We start from the raw sequence: 16,361 nt of genomic DNA, 5'->3' as shown, positions 1-16,361 counted from the left end.
TCGGCTGCTCTTCGGTCAGGTTGCGATAAAGCCGCGCTGCGCGTGAGCCGAGCGTAGGCTCGGCTCTACAAGGGCGGGTCGGCCGGCGTCGTGGCGGTGGGCGAGGGGGCCTGAATCGGGGACAATAGCGTCCCCGCCGCCCCACGCCTGCCTCCGATGACCGATTCCGCCCCCCAGCATCCTGCCCGCATCCTTGATGGCCGCCGTATCGCCGAGGACCTGCTCGACAGCCTGAAGGTGCGCGTTGACGCCCGCGTGGCGGCCGGCGGCAGCCGTCCGGGCCTGGCCGTGGTGCTGGTCGGTGGCGACCCGGCCTCGACCGTGTACGTGCGCAACAAGCGCCGTGCCGCCGAGAAGGTCGGCATCGAAGCACACGACTACGATCTGCCGGCCGGTACCACCGAAGCTGAGCTGCTCGACCTGATCGACCAGCTCAACGCCGATCCGAAGATCAACGGCATCCTGATCCAGCTGCCGCTGCCGGGCATTCCGGACGCGCGCCGGCTGATCCAGCGCATCGACCCGCGCAAGGACGTGGACGGTTTCCACCCGGAAAACGTCGGCCACCTGGCCCTGCGCGAGTTCGGCCTGCGCCCGTGCACCCCGCGCGGCATCACTACGCTGCTGGGTCACACCGACCAGCCGGTGCGCGGCCGCAACGCCACCATCGTGGGCGTGAGCAACCACGTCGGCCGCCCGATGGGCCTGGAACTGCTGATTGCCGGCTGCACCGTCACCAGCTGCCACAAGTTCACCCCCAAGGACGTGCTGGAACAGGCCGTGCGCAACGCCGACATCCTGGTGGTGGCGGTGGGCCGCCCGGGCATCGTGCCGGGCGAGTGGGTGAAGCCGGGCGCGGTGGTTATCGACGTGGGCATCAACCGGTTGGATGACGGTCGCCTGGTGGGCGATGTTGGGTTTGAGGCCGCTGCCCAGCGGGCGAGCTGGATCACCCCGGTGCCGGGTGGCGTCGGCCCGATGACCGTGGCCACGCTGATGCAGAACACCCTGGAAGCGGCGGAAGCGCTGAGCTGACCCGCCCCGCCTGAATGAATCACCGCCCCGCGCGACGCTGCGGCACCGCTTGGTGGTGCCGGGCCTCGGGCCCCCTGTAGAGCCGAGCCTATGCTCGGCTCATCGCGGTCTGGCGGAAAGCAGCCGAGCGTGGGCTCGGCTCTACAGGTGAGCGGGTGCGACACTGTGTCGCGCGAAGTTCCAATTCTGGCTACCAAAAATGCTGTTCTTGGCCCCTGAAAAGGGGTAAAATGTCGCGCTTCCCCACATCTCGGGTATGCCGATGCTGCGCATCCAGGCTGAAGCACTCACTTACGACGACGTCTCGCTCGTCCCCGCCCACTCGACCATCCTGCCCAAGGACGTCAACCTCGAAACGCGGTTGACCCGAGACCTGAAGCTCAAGCTTCCGATCCTGTCCGCAGCCATGGATACCGTCACCGAAGCCCGCCTGGCCATCGCCATGGCCCAGCTCGGCGGCATGGGCATCATCCACAAGAATCTCAGCCTGGAACAGCAGGCCGCGGAAGTGGCCAAGGTCAAGAAGTTCGAGGCCGGTGTCATCCGCGACCCGATCACCGTCGGCCCGGAAACCACCATCCGCGACGTGCTGGCCCTGACCCAGGCGCACAACATCTCCGGCGTGCCGGTGGTGGGCAGCGACGGCCAGCTGGCCGGCATCGTGACCCACCGCGATATGCGCTTCGAGACCGAGCTGGACGATCCGGTCCGCCACATCATGACCAAGAAGGATCGCCTGATCACGGTCAAGGAAGGCGCCGCGTCCGACGAAGTGCTGCAGCTGCTGCACCGCAACCGCATCGAAAAGGTGCTGGTGGTCAATGATTCGTTCGAACTGCGTGGCCTGATCACCGTCAAGGACATCCAGAAGAACACCGACTTCCCGAACGCTGCCAAGGATCTGTCGACCCGCCTGCTGGTCGGCGCCGCCGTCGGCGTGGGTGGCGATACCGATCGCCGCGTGGAAGCGCTGGTCGCCGCCGGCGTGGACGTGATCGTGGTCGATACCGCGCACGGCCACTCGCAGGGCGTGCTGGACCGCGTCAGCTGGGTCAAGAAGAACTTCCCGAACGTGCAGGTCATCGGTGGCAACATCTGCACCGGCGAAGCCGCACTGGCGCTGCTGGACAGCGGCGCGGACGCAGTGAAGGTCGGCATCGGCCCGGGCTCGATCTGCACCACCCGCGTCGTCGCCGGCGTCGGTGTGCCGCAGGTCACCGCCATCGACCTGGTGGCCGAAGCGCTGCAGGACCGCATCCCGCTGATCGCCGACGGTGGCATCCGTTACTCGGGCGACATCGGCAAGGCGCTGGCCGCCGGTGCCTCGACCATCATGGTCGGTGGCCTGCTGGCCGGTACCGAGGAATCGCCGGGCGAGACCGAGCTGTACCAGGGCCGTTCGTACAAGAGCTACCGCGGCATGGGGTCGCTGGCTGCCATGGAGAAGGGGTCGAAGGACCGCTACTTCCAGGACGCCGCCACCGCCGACAAGCTGGTGCCGGAAGGCATCGAAGGCCGCGTGCCATACCGCGGCCCGGTGGGCGGCATCATCCACCAGCTGATGGGCGGCCTGCGTGCCACCATGGGCTACGTGGGTTGCGCCACCATCGAAGACATGCGCAGCAAGCCCAAGTTCGTGAAGATCAGCGGCGCCGGCCAGCGTGAGAGCCACGTCCACGACGTGACCATCACCAAAGAGCCGCCGAACTACCGCGCCTGATGCGCTTGCGAACTGCTCTTGCGATTACGGGCAGCCTGCTGATGGCAGGCTGTTCGTTGTCCGAACCGCCGCCGCGCTCCGGGTCTCCGGGCGCGGCGGTTTCGCAATTGCAGGACGTACAGGCGTGCCAGAACGCGTTCTCGCTGCCGAAGGGCTGGCAGGTGCAGGCCGCTGGCGAGCAGCGCTGGCTGCTGAAAGGCACCGGCGAGCGCCCGCTGCAGGTCACCTTGCAATGCATTACCGAGCTGTGGACTGGCCCGGAAGACCCGGTGACCGATTCGGTGCTGGGGCCGCTGGAGCCGAAGCGGATGAGTGCCGCGATGGCCGATTGGGGTACTGCGAAAGCATCTGGCTACCCGATGCGCGCCTTTCAACGGCGCATCGTGCCCGGCACCGAAGTGCAGGAAATCGCCGAGCTGCCGCGCGCTGACCGCGCCAACCCCAACGCACCGCACGGCCTGCTGATGCTGCGCTGGGACGAGGAAGACCCCTCACATATTCAACAACGCGAGGCGTTCATCGCCACGCTGACGCAGAGCCTTGAAGCGCCGGGCGCTGCGAAAAACACCACTGGAACGGCACCATGACCAACATCCATAACGACAAGATCCTCATCCTCGATTTCGGCGCGCAGTACACGCAGCTGATCGCCCGCCGCATCCGCGAGCTGGGCGTCTACTGCGAAATCTGGGCGTGGGACCACAACCCGGCCGAGATCGCGGCGTTTGGCGCCAAGGGCATCATCCTGTCCGGTGGCCCGGAATCGACCACGCTGCCGGGTGCGCCGGCCGCACCGCAGGAAGTGTTCGACAGCGGCCTGCCGATCTTCGGCATCTGCTACGGCATGCAGACCCTGGCCGCGCAGCTGGGCGGTGCCACCGAAGCGGCGGATCAGCGCGAATTCGGCCACGCCGAAGTGAACGTCATCAACCCGGATGCGCTGTTCAAGGGCCTGAGCGACCACGGCGGCGAGCCGAAGCTGAATGTCTGGATGAGCCACGGCGACCACGTCTCCGTTGCACCGCCGGGCTTCACCATCACCGCCACCACCGACCGCATTCCGGTGGCCGCCATGGCCAACGAAGAAAAGCGCTGGTACGGCGTGCAGTTCCACCCGGAAGTGACCCACACCCTGCAGGGCCAGGCGCTGCTGCGTCGCTTCGTGGTGGACGTGTGCGGCTGCCAGACCCTGTGGACCGCGGCCAACATCATCGACGACCAGATCGCCCGCGTGCGCGAACAGGTGGGCGATGACGAGGTGATCCTGGGCCTGTCCGGCGGCGTTGATTCGTCCGTCGTGGCCGCGCTGCTGCACAAGGCCATTGGCGAGAAGCTGACCTGCGTGTTCGTGGATACCGGCCTGCTGCGCTGGCAGGAAGGCGACCAGGTGATGGCGATGTTCGCCGAGCACATGGGCGTAAAGGTCGTGCGCGTGAACGCCGCCGACCGTTACTTCGCCGCGCTGGAAGGCGTGAGCGACCCGGAAGCCAAGCGCAAGATCATCGGCAACCTGTTCGTTGAGATCTTCGACGAAGAGTCGAACAAGCTGAAGAACGCCAAGTGGCTGGCGCAGGGCACCATCTACCCGGACGTGATCGAGTCGGCCGGCAGCAAGACCGGCAAGGCGCATGTGATCAAGAGCCACCACAACGTGGGCGGCCTGCCGGAGCACATGAAGCTGGGCCTGGTGGAGCCGCTGCGCGAGCTGTTCAAGGACGAAGTGCGCCGCCTGGGTGTCGAGCTGGGCCTGCCGCGCACGATGGTCTACCGCCATCCCTTCCCGGGCCCGGGCCTGGGCGTGCGTATCCTGGGCGAAGTGAAGCGCGAATACGCCGAGCTGCTGGCCAAGGCCGATGCCATCTTCATTGATGAGCTGCGCAAGGCCGACCTGTACGACAAGACCAGCCAGGCGTTTGCCGTGTTCCTGCCGGTGAAGTCGGTGGGCGTGGTGGGCGATGCGCGCGCTTATGAGTGGGTGATTGCGCTGCGGGCCGTGGAGACGATCGACTTCATGACGGCGCATTGGGCGCATCTGCCGTATGACTTCCTGGGTACGGTGAGCAACCGGATCATCAATGAGTTGCGGGGGGTGTCACGGGTGGTTTATGACATCTCGGGGAAGCCGCCGGCGACTATTGAGTGGGAGTGAATTGACGTCCTTCGAGGACTATCGCCAGCTATCGAAAAACTGACGTAACGTGTTGATTTAGAAGAAAATACGTCGCACCAGCTATCGGTAGCTATCGCCGGCCAGCAGAAAAAGTTGACGGTAGAGCTGACGGTAAAAATCGAGGCCGGATTAAGACACTCTCGTTCACTATTCAGACTTTTACCGTCTTTGACGGTAAAAGCCTTCTCGGGAAAGCTTGTTTTATGGGGCTTTCCGGGCATCAGCAGGTCTCCAAGTCCCTGACGGTAAAGCCTGACGGTAAATCCGTCACATGCCGGAGGAAACCTCGATGCTGACCGACGCTGCACTACGCAATTTCAAACCTAAGTCCAAGATTTATAAGGCTTCTGACCGAGACGGGATGTACGTGACGGTATCGCCTGGCGGAACGATCACGTTCCGCTACGACTACCGGCTCCACGGCCGCCGCGAGACGCTGACCCTCGGACGCTATGGCCCTGGTGGCATCTCGCTGGCAATGGCGCGCGAACTGCTGCTGGACGCGCGCAAAGCCGTTCTCAAGGGTGTCTCGCCCGCGCTGGAGAAGCAGCGTGAGAAACGCCGGGTGGTCGCCATCAAGACCTTCGGCGCGGTGATGGAGACGTGGCTGGCCAACGCAAGGCTGGCCGACAGCACCCGCGCCATGCGCAAGCACATCATCGACCGGGACATCCTGCCGGTCTTCCAGAATCGCCTGCTCACCGAAATCCAGGCCGAAGACCTGCGGGCCTTGTGCAACAAGGTCAAGGAGCGTGGGGCGCCGGCCACGGCGGTACAGATTCGGGACATCGTGAAGCAGGTCTACATCTACGCCATCGCCCACGGTGAGAAGGTGGACAACCCCGCCGACAGCGTGGGCGCGGCCTCGATCGCCACCTTTGTGCCGAAAGATCGCGCCTTGTCGCCGCTGGAGATTCGGCTGTTCATGCAGCAGATGGAATCGGTGGCGACCTATCCGACCATCAAGCTGGCGCTGCGCTTGATCCTGCTGACGCTGGTACGCAAGAGCGAACTGATCCACGCCACCTGGGATGAGGTCGATTTCGAGAGCAAGACCTGGACGATTCCTAAGCAGCGGATGAAGGGGCGCAACCCGCACGTGGTCTATCTATCGCGCCAGACGCTCGACATCTTCGTGACGTTGCACGCCTGCGCGGCGGGATCAAGGTTCGTTTTTCCGTCTCGCTATGACGCAGAACGGTGCATGTCCAACGCTACTTTGAATCGCGTCACAGGGCTAGTAGTGGAGGCGGCAAAGACCAAGGGGCTGCCGCTGAAACCCTTCACCGTCCATGACCTGCGCCGGACCGGCTCGACACTGTTGAACGAAATCGGCTTCAACCGCGACTGGATCGAGAAGTGCCTGGCGCACGAGGACGGGCGTTCCTCGCGCTCGGTTTACAACAAGGCCGAGTACGCCGAGCAGCGGCGCCACATGCTGCAAGAGTGGGCCAACCTAGTCGATGCCTGGGGCGGTGGGCAGACCTACGTGCCGAAGCTGTTACCGGCGAACGTGGTGGTGCCGGCGTTGAGCGCGATAGCCTGAAACAGTGGCTTGGTTGTCACTTGACAACCAAGCCAATCATCCCCATACTGGAGATCATTGATGGCTCGTTCCCCTCATCCGAAGAAAGATGTCGAGGAAGCTCTCAGGCACGCCGAAGGGCAGGGCTGGCGCGTCGAAGTCGGCGGCAGCCACGCTTGGGGGCGGATGTATTGCCCTTACAACGATGAAGAATGTCGCTGCGGCGAGTTCTGCATCACCAGTGTATGGAGCACGCCGAAAAATCCCGGCAACCACGCGCGCTCCTTGCGGCGCGTCGTGGACAACTGCACCACGCACCGGCCGCAGCGCGACGCTGATGATGGTGCCAAGGAGTAGCGCGATGGAATACACCTTCACTCTGAAATATCAGCTCACGGATGCTGACCGCGACCCGGATGCACTGGTGGAGCGCCTGGGCGAAGCCGGCTGCGACGATGCCTTGGTCGGCATCGGGCAGCCGGGTCGGTTGGCGCTGGAGTTCACCCGCGAGGCAGCGGATGCGGACGAGGCCGTGCGTAGCGCGCTGGCCGATGTGCGCTGCGCCGCGCCGACCGCGCGATTGATCGAAGTAGCGCCGGATCTGGTGGGTCTGACTGACGTGGCCGACATTGTTGGCGTGTCGCGGCAGAACATGCGCAAGCTGATGCTGGCGCATCCGGGCAGCTTTCCGGCGCCGGTGCATGAGGGCAGCGCGTCGATCTGGCATTTGGCGGACGTATTGGCGTGGTTGCAGGCCAAGGGCAGCTACTCGCTGGCCAAAGACGTGTTTGAGGTGGCACGGGTGGCCTTGCAGGTCAACGTGGCGAAGGAGGGGCGGCGATTGCCGCGCTCGACATCCAAGGCACTGGAGGCTTTGATTGGATGAGCGCCGCTGCTTGGCCTTATGCCTCGCTCGAACCCGCCCGGACAGGGCGGGCTTTTCGTAGGTAGACATCCGGTTTCGACACGCCGGCGCGCGGAGCCTGCTTTCGTTCTTCGACCCAGGCTTCCACTTCTGCCAAGTCCCATACGACGCAGCGTGGCGTCAGGTTGAAGCGACGTGGGAACTCACCGCGACGCTCCATTTCGTAGATCGTCGTTTCGGCGAGGGGAACGATCTGCCGCAGTTCCTGCCGGCGAATGGTGCGACGGAAGGGAAGGACACTGCGCTTTGGAAATTGCGGCAAAGCCTCGTAGGCATCCGTGCCTGGCAAGGGGAGGCCGACATCGGTGCCGGCAGTATTGGGGGCTTGCGATAGCTGTTCCACCTCGGACTCCATGGTTCTGCTGCATGGAGACATGGTGAAGTTCAATACCTATCGGGACAACTTGCTGCGGCGTAGTGGAGCGGGTTCGATGTGGTATTTGGATGTTGCGTCCCGGCGTACCGCCGTCGGGTTCGCGGGCTGCGCCCCGCGCTTCGTGCCGAATCGCGGCCATCCGGCTTTGATCCCTGACGCCTTCGGCCCTGTTGGGCCTGCGCGCTGCGCTTGCTCAACGGCGGGTGTGTGCAGTGGGCGGGGTGTGGGCGGTCTTGCTGTTCCCTTCACCATATCACGGCGTTCTCGCCGTCAAGGGCGGCGCGCGCTTGTGCGCGCTTGCGTCCTGGCGGCCGTCTGCGACCCCTGACTGCTTGCGCTGCGCCGTGCTGGCGACGGTTCCGGGCAATTCCGCCCGAGCAACCGGAGCACGATCATGTCGCAACTGTCCTTTTCCTCGTTCGATGCCTCGCTGATGGTGCGTGATGCACAGGGCCGCTATCTGCTGGCGACGACTGACCAGATTCTGGAGGCCGCGCGCCAGGCTATCGAGCACAAGATGCAGCGCGGTGCGTCATTCATTTCGCCGGTGGCGGTCAAGGAGTACCTGCGCGCCAAGCTGGCTGGGTTCGAGCACGAGGTGTTCGCCGTGCTGTTCCTCGATACGCACCATTGCTTGATCGAGTATGCCGAGATGTTTCGAGGCACCATCGACAGCGCATCGGTGTATCCGCGCGAAGTGGTCAAGCAGGCGCTGCGGCTCAATGCGGCGGCGGTCATCGTTTCGCACAACCACCCGAGCGGGAATCCTGAGCCGAGCGCGGCCGACAGGGCACTGACCCAGCGGCTCAAGGAGGCGCTGGCACTGGTGGACGTTCGCATTCTGGATCACGTCATCGTCGCGGGCGGCAACACCGCGTCATTCGCCGAACGCGGCCTGATCTGACCAAGGGGGCTTCGGCCCCCTTTTTTGCTGCGTCCGGTGGCGCAACTCCGGCCCGCGCCGGCCTGCGCGGGCCTGCGCGGGCCTGCGCGCTTCGCTTGCCGAGAACCGGGGAACGTGAAGGTGCAAGGGAGGCGGTCTTGCTGTTCCCTTCATCGTGCCACGGCGTGCTCGCCGTCAAGGGCTGCGCGCCGATGGCGCTGGCGTCCTGGCGGCCGTCGTTGACCCCTGACTGCTTGCGCTGCGCCGTGCCCTGGAAGGGGTGGGCAATTCCGCCCGGCAACCTTTCAGGAGTTCACCATGAACTGCGCATTCATCACCGACGAGCAGCGCATCGTGCTGCTGGCCAATGGCCGCGAATCCTTGCTGAACCCGGACTTCGATCCGGCCCCCGTGGTCAAGCTGTTCACGCCGGATGCCGGCGCGACCTGGCTGCTGACCGAGATTGATCCCGATGACCACGACCACGCCTTTGGTCTTTGTGACCTGGGCCTGGGGATGCCGGAAATCGGCTGGGTCAGCCTGGGCGAACTGGCGACCGTGCGCGGCGGGCTGGGCCTGCCAATCGAACGCGACCTGTCTTTCCGGGCCGAAAAGCGGTTGAGCGCCTATGCGCGCGATGCGCGCCTGGCCGGGCGAATCGTTCAATGATTGCGCGGGGCGTCGCAAGATGCCCCGTTCAAGGTCTCAGCAGATCCGGCAGGCAGTCGGCGAATGCCGGCTGGATCTTGCTCACGGGCTTGGCCACGGTTTCATCGCCGGTGAGGACAGCCATCGTCATGCCGGTCATGGTCGTCAGACCGTTCGAGCTGCGCAGTACTTGCAGCGCAAGATCGACCGGGAAGCCGTCGGCACTACGCCGCAGCGGATGAATGCCGCCATGCACGAATGAGTTCATGCCGTGCCAGGTCACATCCTTGAAGTGCAACAGCATCTGGTGCGCGGCTGCCGGCGCGCCTTGTCCGACTCGCTTGCCGATCTGCTCAATCATTTCGCTGGCGCCAGGCAAGTTCTTGGCTGCCCGTTCGCTCTGCTGCGTCAGTGGCGCCAGCAACTTATCGATCGCTGCGTCGCTAGCTGCGTAGAGCAGCCACATTGCCCGTGTCAGGGCCTCGAACTGCAGGCGCATGAGGCCGACGGCAGACGTGGGCAGTCGCAGCGACATCAATGCTCGCATTGCCGCCGCATGTTCCATAGCGACCAAGCACATGCCGAGGGTTGATTCGCCGCGGGGCGATCCATCGAAATCGGCATCGCCCAGCAGTTCATCCAGCCGCTCGTGCAAGGTATTGGAACGGTGGAGCATGTGCTCCAACGGGTCGTTGTTGATGATGGTTTCCTCCATAGAGGGATGGTAGGACAGTCGTGCGTCCCCGGCCAAGCAGACATGGCCGGTCGCGCTGTCGTGCTTCGCATCGAGCCGCCTGCGGCGTCTCGCCCCTGATGGGCTTCCATCGTTCCCTCGCTCCGCTCGGCTGACGCCTCCGGCCCGGATTCCTAGATCCGGGCCTGCGCGCTTCGCTTGCCGTGCGGTCGGCGTGTTGAGGGGCCGTTGCCATGTCCAGCCGTCTCCCCTGACTTCATCACCTTCACCGCGACTGTAGCCCGCGCCCGTGTGCCGTCAAGGCGCGCAGGGCCGTGTCCTCGGCTGCGCCTGCGGGCCGCACCAACCCTGCGCTTGCCTCCTTGACGGCACCCGTTCGCGCGCTCCTGACCGTCGCGGGCGATGAACTCAGGAAAGACGGTGGCAACAGGGCCAACCGGGTTCCTCGTGCCGACCGCACCAAACAGCCGAAAGGCTGGGCTCCGAATCTAGGAATCCGGTGTGCGGTGTGAACAGCAAACCTTTTTTCTTTGTCAGGAGAAATGCCATGCAACTCGCATCCCGCTTCGCTTCCCGTTCCCCGGTGCTGCGTTCGGAATATCCCTTGTCCGATGACCAAATCCGGGCCGTGGTCCCGTCCATCTTCGCCGAGGCTCCGCACGAAAGCCGCTCCGAGCGGTACAGCTACATCCCCACCGCCACCGTGCTGCAAGAACTGCGCGGGGAAGGCTTCGAGCCTTTCATGGTGACGCAAACCCGCGTGCGCCACGACGACCGCCGCGACTACACCAAGCACATGATCCGGCTGCGCCACGCCAGCCAGATCAACGGCCGCGAGGCCAACGAAATCATCCTGCTGAACTCCCATGACGGCACCAGTAGCTATCAGATGCTGGCAGGGATGTTCCGCTTCGTTTGCAGCAATGGCCTTGTCTGCGGCGACACCGTGGCCGACGTGCGCGTTCCCCACAAGGGCGACGTAGCCGGGCACGTCATCGAAGGCGCTTACGAAGTCCTGCACGGCTTCGACCGGGCGCAGGAGTCACGCGATGCCATGCGCGCCATCACGCTGGACGGCGGGGAATCCGCAGTGTTCGCCCGCGCTGCGCTGGCGTTGAAGTACGACGAGGACAAGCCCGCGCCCATCACGGAATCGCAAATCCTGATGCCGCGCCGCCATGACGACGACCGCCGCGACCTGTGGAGCGTGTTCAACCGCACGCAGGAGAACTTGACCAAAGGCGGCCTGTCCGCCCGCGCCGCGAATGGCCGCCGCCAGACCACCCGGCCCGTGCAGGGCATCGACCAAAGCGTGCGCCTCAATCGCGCCCTGTGGCTGCTGGCCGATGGCCTGCGCCAGTTGAAAGCCTGAATCCCCACGCGGCAGGGGCAGGCAGCAGCCCTTGCCGCTTCTTTCGCTGCTGCATCCCAACCGCAAGGAGTTATCACCATGAACGCCGTACTCAAGACCGAAGCCATCGCCATCGAAGCCGCCGCGCCGCTGGAAGTGGCCGACCCGACCAAGAACCTGATCTTGGTTCCCCTCTCGCAGTTGCTGCCGCGCCGTTCCAAGCGCAACGTGCGGACGACCCCGCGCCAGTCCATCCCCGAACTGGCCGCGAGCATTGCCCGCATCGGCCTGCTGCAAAACCTGATCGTCATCCTTTCCGCCGATGGCGAGGCTTACGAGGTGGTGGCAGGCGACCGCCGCCTGACCGCCTTGAAGCTGCTGGCGAAGAAGAAGCGCATCCCCGCCGACTACGAAGTGCCGTGCCTGCTGGTACGCGATGCTTCGGCCCGCACTGTCAGCCTTGCCGAGAACGTGCAGCGCGAGAACATGCACCCCGCCGACCAGTTCGCGGCCTTCGCCGCGCTGGTCAAGGAAGGTCGGCCGGTGGAAGACATTGCCGCCGATTTCGGCGTGTCCCCGCTGGTGGTGCAGCGGCGCTTGAAGCTGGCGAACGTCTCGCCGCGCCTGATGGCCGACTATCGGGCCGGTGGCGTGACGCTGGAACAGTTGATGGCCTTGACCATCACCGACGACCACGCCGCTCAGGAAGCCGCGTTCTATGGTGCGCCGGAATGGCAGCGCAGCCCGTCCAAGCTACGCGAGCGCCTGACCGAGCGCGAAATCGACGCCGCGCACGCGCTGGTGCGCTTCGTCGGGCTGGACGCCTACCGGCAGGCAGGCGGCGGCATCCGCCGCGACCTGTTCGCCGAAGGCGATGCCGGAACCTACCTCACCGATACCGCAGTGCTGGAGACGCTGGTGCGCGACAAGCTTGCAACGCTGGCCGAGGACGTGCGCGCCGAGGGCTGGGCATGGGTGGAGGCCGTGCCGCATCTGGCCTACGAGGAACGGCAGGCGTTCCAGAACGCCCCGCGCCATCGCCGCGAGCCGACCACCCGCGAGGCCCGCCGCATCGCCTCGCTGGAAACCCGCCTCGAAAAGATCGATGCCGAACTGGAAGAAGCCTGCCAAGGTGAAAGCAGCGAGGACGAGGCCAAGGCCGAGAAGCTGGAACAGCGGCGCGATCAGGTGGTGGGGGAACTGCAAGACGCGGAGGACGCCTTGCACGGCTATGCCCCCGAGGTGCGCGAGGTGGCCGGTGCCATCGTCACCATCGACCGCAACGGCGAGGCCGTCATTCATCGCGGCCTGTTGCGCGAAGCCGAGGCCAAGGCGCTGCGCACGCTGGAAAAGCTGCGGCGCGGTTTCGGCAGCGTGGAAGGCGAAGCCGCCAACGACGAGCACGAGGACGCCGACGACGCGCCCAAGGCCGCGAGCCTGTCCGATCGGTTGGCGCAGCGGTTGAGCGCCCATCGCACGGCAGCGCTGCAAATCGAAGTCGCACGGCATCCGCACGTCGCGCTGGCCGCGCTGGTGCATGGCATGGTGCAGACCGTCTTGCAGGAAAGCCACTACGGCCACGACTTGCCGCTGGGCGTGAGACTGAAAGTGCAAGACCGGCTGGAAGGCATGGCCCCTGACTGGCCGGAATCACCCGCGGCCGTGGCGCTGCGCGAACTGCAACAGGTAGCCGGCGAAGCCTTGCCGGATGACAGCGCCGAACTGTTCGCCGCGCTGCTGGCGAAGCCGCAAGACGAGCTGGTACGGCTGCTGGCCGTGTGCGTGGCTTCCACGGTGGACGTGGTGACGCCTCGCGCCACGGCGCACCGGCCCGGCGAGGAACTGGCGCAAGCCGTGGGCCTCGACATGGCCGCATGGTGGAAGCCGACCGCAGAAGGCTACTTCAATCACGTTTCCAAGGCTGTGATTCTGGATGCCGTGGGCGCATTTACACCGGAATCCGTCACCCGGCTGGCGAAACTCAAGAAGGCCGACATTGCCAGCGAAGCCGAGCGGCTGGCCGATGGTACGGGCTGGATGCCCGCCATCTTCAAGGCCGAAGGCCCGCAGCAGGCAGTACGGGAAAGCGCGCAGGAGGCAGGCCCGGAGCAGGACGCCCCCGGGGATGCCGAAGCAATGGCGGATGAACCCGCCGAGGCGCTGGCCGCTTGACCTGCGCCGAAAGCAAGCGCCCCGGCCTCGACCGGGGCGCTTCGCTGCAAGGAGAAGCCCCCATGACCCGCACCACCATCAACCGCCCGCGCATGACGGCGATCTACGCTCCCGGTACGGTACGCGCCCGCCGCTGGCACGGCGCAGGCGACGTGCGCGGCTACCGCCCGCCCTCGGGCTGGACGGCCTGCGCCGACCTCACCGACATTCATCCCATCACGGACCGCGCCTTGCCGCGTGCCGTGTGGTGGCTCATCGAGACGAAGGAATAACCGCGATCAGCACCGCGCCCAGGCCGTACCGTCCTGGGCGCGGTGAAACGCAAATCCGGGCGCGGCAGTGGCCGCGCCCGGTGTTCAGGACCAACAGCCAAATCAAGACACAGCCGCCATCGTGGGATGCCTTCGCGTACTGACTAGGAAAAAGCCTCCTGAACTAGATGCCGAATTGACCCAACCCCACCGGCGTAGGCTCTGGGGCGGCGTGTATCCAACATCCCGGACTTTCGCTATCAAAGAAGTCCACTTGCACTGGCCCCAGATCATCCTGAAGAGCTTGGTACGCGTAGTTGCAATAGACCTGATCGCCGCGAAAAACGGAGACAGCGACCCGATGGATACCAGTTCCGCGCATCCGCCTCAGCAGGTGCCGATCATGCTCGCTTATGCCCCAGCCATACAGCGTCAGCGCGACCCGTTGCGATGCGAGCACTTCACGGTACACCGTTGAGAGGTAGTAGCTGCTCTGGATCGATGACACCTTCTGTTGCATCGTCCCCTCACTGACGAATAGCGGAACAACTCGCTCGCTGCACCACTCTTGGAGGATGGCCTCCAGCAAACCTGCTCCAGCGTTGTGAATCTTGGATTCCTGCTCCACGGCATTGCGGCACAAGGCAAGGCTCCCATGGGGATAGAACACCAAGGTGTTGGTTTGCTCCCTGTACCGTTCCCGATATCTTCCCCAGTTATCGTCGAATCCGCCGTTCCATTGGAAGCAATCCTTGAACGCATGTCCATCATCGACATTCAAGCCATAAGTCATCGTCCAATAGACCAACAAGTCATAGTTCAGCGACAGTACTGTGTCGAACCCCTTGAGAAACTGGTACATGCTGGGTAGTTGAGGATTCACCAGGTTATGCTCGGGATGCACATCACGAACGGCCTGAATTAGGCATTCTCTGACGTTCAAGTAGGCTTGGCGCGTACTGTTGTCCGGTATCTGCAACGCTCGGTTGACGTTGGACGCCTGCCAAACCAAGCGCAGGATTAGTTCAAAGTCAGAAGTCCCGAAGAAATGGAATAGTCGGCGTACATCCGTTGCGAGCAGGCCGCGCTGTTGGGCGTAATCCAGCAATGAGCCATAACTGAAGCTCGGGGATACGGCAATACTCGCGCCATTGCCCAACAGAATCGTGCTTCGATGGTAGTTGTGGGCAACTTGTGCCCATTGCATAACGGGAAATGGCAACTCAAACTCCTCCTGTTTTCTTCCCCACGGAAAGATACCTCGAATCGTTTTCGGCCATTGCTCTGACGATGACTTCTTGCCATAGAAATTGAGCTGCCTGACGTGTCGGCGCACTGCGCCGCCGGGCTTTCGGGCTGCGCCCCGTGCTTCGTGCCGAATCACGGCCATTCGGCTTCAATCCCTCACGCTTTCGCGCCTGCGGCGCTACGCGCTCCGCTTGCCTCAAGGGGAAAGCCCTGCGGGCTATCCCCGCCGCGTGCAGCTTGGCGCCCCTCGATGCGGCCGAACCGGCTACGCCGGATCGGCCCGGCCAGCGCCCCGCCGCGATGGGCGGGGTGTTGGCGAACACGCTGGCGCTTGCTGCGGCAGGTTGTGCAGGTCCATGCCGTCCTCAACGCTGGCGGTTCCTGCACATTACGTCACGAAGGACGGTTCACGGACAACCCGCCCGGCATCGCTATGGAGCTTCCACGCCACGCCTCAAGACCGGCGCCGCAAGGTGCGGCAGGGGCGTTCTCACCTGTCGTTGGGTGGTTGACCTGGCCCGCGTCAGCAGGCGAGCCGGAGAAGCCTTCGAGCGGGGATGCCGAGTCGGCGCCATCTCCTTTCGGAGCGGTTCGGCCCAAGGCGTCCTTGTCTCGTTGTGAATCCTGGCGGGGGCGCGGCTGCGCCTCGGGCTTCATGGCGGCAACCGTCCGGCGAAAACAATTTCCCCGCCGCTGCGCGGCTTCCTCGCGCAGCAAATTCTTTTCGCCTCTCGGTTCTCCACTGCGTTTCGACCGCAAGCGGTGCAGCCAGCCCGTCCCCCGCCGGCCGGATCACAACAAGGACGCGATGGGCGCGAACCTTGTTCAACCGAAAGGAGAAAACATCATGGCCAACATCGGCACCTTCACCACCGACAAAGACGGCTTCACCGGCACGCTGCGCACCCTGACGCTCAACGTCAAGGTCAAGCTGGTTCCCAACGACAAGGGCAGCAGCGAGAACGCCCCCGACTTCCGCCTCCAGGCCGCCGGCCACGACATCGGCGCGGCGTGGAACAAGACCAGCGAGGCCGGGCGGGAATACAAGTCCGTTACCCTCGACGATCCTTCGTTCCCGGCTCCGGTCTATGCCCGCCTGATCGAAGGCGAGGACGACACGCACGACCTGATCTGGTCGCGCAGCAAACCCCAGGCGGCGTGACCGCCGCAGCGCCCCGTCCATTGCGGCGGGGCGCTGCGCTATCACTACGTCCCAAACCAGACCGAAATAGGCAGTGGTGAGTTCAACCCGTCAATGCAACATGATCAACAGTTGCACTGATAGGAGCGAACGATATGGCAAGGATGGGGCGGCCCGGCATGTCTCGAGCCCAGAAGCGAGATCTATGGCGACGATGGAAGG

General features: G+C 64.5%; 16 protein-coding genes. 13 read left to right on the top strand and 3 right to left on the bottom strand.

All coding sequences use genetic code 11. The annotated features are described in order from the left end of the window. Positions 1-156: 156 nt before the first annotated feature. From folD to QRO91_RS18080, 7 genes are all read left to right on the top strand, one after another. The gene (gene folD / locus QRO91_RS18110) at positions 157-1,035 is read left to right on the top strand and encodes a bifunctional methylenetetrahydrofolate dehydrogenase/methenyltetrahydrofolate cyclohydrolase FolD (protein ID WP_049402332.1); all 879 of its coding nucleotides are present in this window, start codon (positions 157-159) and stop codon (positions 1,033-1,035) included. 262 nt (positions 1,036-1,297) lie between these two features. Further along, the gene (gene guaB / locus QRO91_RS18105) at positions 1,298-2,755 is read left to right on the top strand and encodes an IMP dehydrogenase (protein ID WP_005416248.1); all 1,458 of its coding nucleotides are present in this window, start codon (positions 1,298-1,300) and stop codon (positions 2,753-2,755) included. 107 nt (positions 2,756-2,862) lie between these two features. Further along, complete coding sequence (locus QRO91_RS18100) at positions 2,863-3,342, top strand: hypothetical protein (RefSeq protein WP_336621522.1); 480 nt, start codon at positions 2,863-2,865, stop codon at positions 3,340-3,342. Further along, positions 3,339-4,904 (top strand): glutamine-hydrolyzing GMP synthase, encoded by a 1,566-nt coding sequence (gene guaA / locus QRO91_RS18095; RefSeq protein WP_130768165.1) that lies wholly within the window; start codon positions 3,339-3,341, stop codon positions 4,902-4,904. Before QRO91_RS18100 ends, guaA begins: the two co-directional genes overlap by 4 nt. A gap of 310 nt (positions 4,905-5,214) precedes the next feature. Then, entirely contained in the window at positions 5,215-6,471 is a 1,257-nt protein-coding gene (locus QRO91_RS18090) for a tyrosine-type recombinase/integrase (protein WP_099605317.1), read from the top strand. Positions 6,472-6,531: 60 nt separating this feature from the next. Then, positions 6,532-6,807 carry a hypothetical protein gene (locus QRO91_RS18085; RefSeq protein ID WP_080376526.1) on the top strand — a complete coding sequence of 92 codons (276 nt, stop codon included), beginning with the start codon at positions 6,532-6,534 and terminating at the stop codon, positions 6,805-6,807. Between the two features lie 4 nt (positions 6,808-6,811). Further along, positions 6,812-7,336 carry an AlpA family transcriptional regulator gene (locus QRO91_RS18080; RefSeq protein WP_053505377.1) on the top strand — a complete coding sequence of 175 codons (525 nt, stop codon included), beginning with the start codon at positions 6,812-6,814 and terminating at the stop codon, positions 7,334-7,336. Positions 7,337-7,352: 16 nt separating this feature from the next. Here QRO91_RS18080 and QRO91_RS18075 read toward each other — a convergent pair whose 3' ends face one another. Further along, entirely contained in the window at positions 7,353-7,730 is a 378-nt protein-coding gene (locus QRO91_RS18075) for an AlpA family transcriptional regulator (protein WP_053505378.1), read from the bottom strand. A gap of 415 nt (positions 7,731-8,145) precedes the next feature. Between QRO91_RS18075 and radC the strand changes: the two genes are divergently transcribed. Further along, positions 8,146-8,655, top strand: coding sequence for a DNA repair protein RadC (gene radC, locus QRO91_RS18070; protein WP_099605316.1), 510 nt, complete (start codon positions 8,146-8,148; stop codon positions 8,653-8,655). A 297-nt stretch (positions 8,656-8,952) separates the two neighbouring features. Further along, complete coding sequence (locus tag QRO91_RS18065; RefSeq protein ID WP_053505380.1) at positions 8,953-9,303, top strand: DUF2958 domain-containing protein; 351 nt, start codon at positions 8,953-8,955, stop codon at positions 9,301-9,303. Positions 9,304-9,331: 28 nt separating this feature from the next. Here QRO91_RS18065 and QRO91_RS18060 read toward each other — a convergent pair whose 3' ends face one another. Continuing rightward, positions 9,332-9,997 carry a DUF6988 family protein gene (locus QRO91_RS18060; RefSeq protein ID WP_053505381.1) on the bottom strand — a complete coding sequence of 222 codons (666 nt, stop codon included), beginning with the start codon at positions 9,995-9,997 and terminating at the stop codon, positions 9,332-9,334. Between the two features lie 526 nt (positions 9,998-10,523). Here QRO91_RS18060 and QRO91_RS18055 point away from each other — a divergent pair. The 3 genes from QRO91_RS18055 (at position 10,524) to QRO91_RS18045 (ending at position 13,771) form a co-directional block, all read left to right on the top strand. Continuing rightward, the gene (locus QRO91_RS18055) at positions 10,524-11,348 is read left to right on the top strand and encodes a DUF932 domain-containing protein (protein ID WP_285310494.1); all 825 of its coding nucleotides are present in this window, start codon (positions 10,524-10,526) and stop codon (positions 11,346-11,348) included. Between the two features lie 78 nt (positions 11,349-11,426). Then, on the top strand, positions 11,427-13,499 hold the full coding sequence (locus tag QRO91_RS18050; protein WP_197651103.1) for a ParB N-terminal domain-containing protein: 2,073 nt from the start codon (positions 11,427-11,429) through the stop codon (positions 13,497-13,499). A gap of 62 nt (positions 13,500-13,561) precedes the next feature. Next, positions 13,562-13,771 (top strand): hypothetical protein, encoded by a 210-nt coding sequence (locus QRO91_RS18045; RefSeq protein ID WP_197651102.1) that lies wholly within the window; start codon positions 13,562-13,564, stop codon positions 13,769-13,771. Between the two features lie 163 nt (positions 13,772-13,934). On the opposite strand, the gene QRO91_RS18040 is transcribed toward QRO91_RS18045, so the two are convergent. Next, positions 13,935-14,972, bottom strand: coding sequence for a DUF4917 family protein (locus tag QRO91_RS18040; RefSeq protein ID WP_197651108.1), 1,038 nt, complete (start codon positions 14,970-14,972; stop codon positions 13,935-13,937). Positions 14,973-15,845: 873 nt separating this feature from the next. On the opposite strand from QRO91_RS18040, the gene QRO91_RS18035 reads away from it, so the two are divergent. Then, a complete protein-coding gene (locus QRO91_RS18035) occupies positions 15,846-16,160 on the top strand; it encodes a DUF736 domain-containing protein (RefSeq protein WP_197651101.1) in 315 nt (104 codons plus the stop codon). Positions 16,161-16,361: the final 201 nt, after the last annotated feature.

It is taken from the genome of Stenotrophomonas maltophilia group sp. Smal32, assembly GCF_030237085.1.
Classification (GTDB): domain Bacteria; phylum Pseudomonadota; class Gammaproteobacteria; order Xanthomonadales; family Xanthomonadaceae; genus Stenotrophomonas; species Stenotrophomonas maltophilia_Q.
The sequence above is the reverse complement of the archived record's forward strand: the minus strand, read 5'-3'. Positions and strand labels throughout refer to the sequence as shown.

Excerpts from the sequence above, each read along its gene's own strand:
- QRO91_RS18090 (WP_099605317.1), top strand. The coding sequence starts at position 5,215 with ATGCTGACCGACGCTGCACTACGCAATTTCAAACCTAAGTCCAAGATT.
- QRO91_RS18035 (WP_197651101.1), top strand. The coding sequence starts at position 15,846 with ATGGCCAACATCGGCACCTTCACCACCGACAAAGACGGCTTCACCGGC.
- QRO91_RS18065 (WP_053505380.1), top strand. The coding sequence starts at position 8,953 with ATGAACTGCGCATTCATCACCGACGAGCAGCGCATCGTGCTGCTGGCC.
- guaA (WP_130768165.1), top strand. The coding sequence starts at position 3,339 with ATGACCAACATCCATAACGACAAGATCCTCATCCTCGATTTCGGCGCG.
- radC (WP_099605316.1), top strand. The coding sequence starts at position 8,146 with ATGTCGCAACTGTCCTTTTCCTCGTTCGATGCCTCGCTGATGGTGCGT.
- QRO91_RS18050 (WP_197651103.1), top strand. The coding sequence starts at position 11,427 with ATGAACGCCGTACTCAAGACCGAAGCCATCGCCATCGAAGCCGCCGCG.
- QRO91_RS18085 (WP_080376526.1), top strand. The coding sequence starts at position 6,532 with ATGGCTCGTTCCCCTCATCCGAAGAAAGATGTCGAGGAAGCTCTCAGG.
- QRO91_RS18080 (WP_053505377.1), top strand. The coding sequence starts at position 6,812 with ATGGAATACACCTTCACTCTGAAATATCAGCTCACGGATGCTGACCGC.
- QRO91_RS18055 (WP_285310494.1), top strand. The coding sequence starts at position 10,524 with ATGCAACTCGCATCCCGCTTCGCTTCCCGTTCCCCGGTGCTGCGTTCG.
- QRO91_RS18075 (WP_053505378.1), bottom strand. The coding sequence starts at position 7,730 with ATGGAGTCCGAGGTGGAACAGCTATCGCAAGCCCCCAATACTGCCGGC.
- folD (WP_049402332.1), top strand. The coding sequence starts at position 157 with ATGACCGATTCCGCCCCCCAGCATCCTGCCCGCATCCTTGATGGCCGC.
- QRO91_RS18060 (WP_053505381.1), bottom strand. The coding sequence starts at position 9,997 with ATGGAGGAAACCATCATCAACAACGACCCGTTGGAGCACATGCTCCAC.
- guaB (WP_005416248.1), top strand. The coding sequence starts at position 1,298 with ATGCTGCGCATCCAGGCTGAAGCACTCACTTACGACGACGTCTCGCTC.
- QRO91_RS18045 (WP_197651102.1), top strand. The coding sequence starts at position 13,562 with ATGACCCGCACCACCATCAACCGCCCGCGCATGACGGCGATCTACGCT.